Source organism: Rhizobium sp. 01T444 (assembly GCF_056398305.1).
Genome location: NZ_JBFTPD010000423.1, coordinates 1 through 517, shown reverse-complemented (window position 1 = coordinate 517; position 517 = coordinate 1). Strand labels below are relative to the sequence as shown.

The 517-nt window shown below is 69.6% G+C and carries 1 protein-coding gene; it reads right to left on the bottom strand.

The window, feature by feature from the left end; genetic code table 11:
- Positions 1 to 61: 61 nt before the first annotated feature.
- A partial coding sequence (locus tag AC1DTN_RS39275; protein ID WP_477925672.1) for an MAPEG family protein occupies positions 62 to 517 on the bottom strand: 456 nt, incomplete at its 5' end.

The following is a 517-nucleotide window of genomic DNA, read 5'->3' as shown; positions in this document are numbered from 1 at the left end:
AAGACCCCGATGACGACTCGGCGCATCGGCGCGGCCATGCCTCGCCAGCCGGAACCAGCGCCTATCGGCCGAGTACGGCATAGAGAATCGACCCGGCCGCACCCACGGTGACGAGCACCGTCAGGCCCGCCCCCGCCTGTCGCGGACTGGTGGGGCCCAGCGAGCGGCTCAGGCCGACGGCACTCAGCAGCCTCGCGACGATCAGCGCGATGCCCAGCACGTGGAGGGGGAGCGCCGGCATGCCGAGCAGCTCGGCGAACGCGATCAGCAGCAAGACCAGCGGCACATGCTCGGCGAAGTTGGCATGCGCGCGGATGGCCTGTGCCATCGCCGGGACGCCGCCGTCGCCCGCGTTCACATGCAGCCGGGCGCGCTGGACGATGACCCTGACCGTCAGCGCGGCGCCGAGCAGGCCGAGCAGAGCGGCGTAGAACGCGGCGATCAAGGGGACGAGGGGTACGAAATGCATGGAAGACTCCTGAAGTTCGCGAACATCGCGATGGGTACTGCCATGACG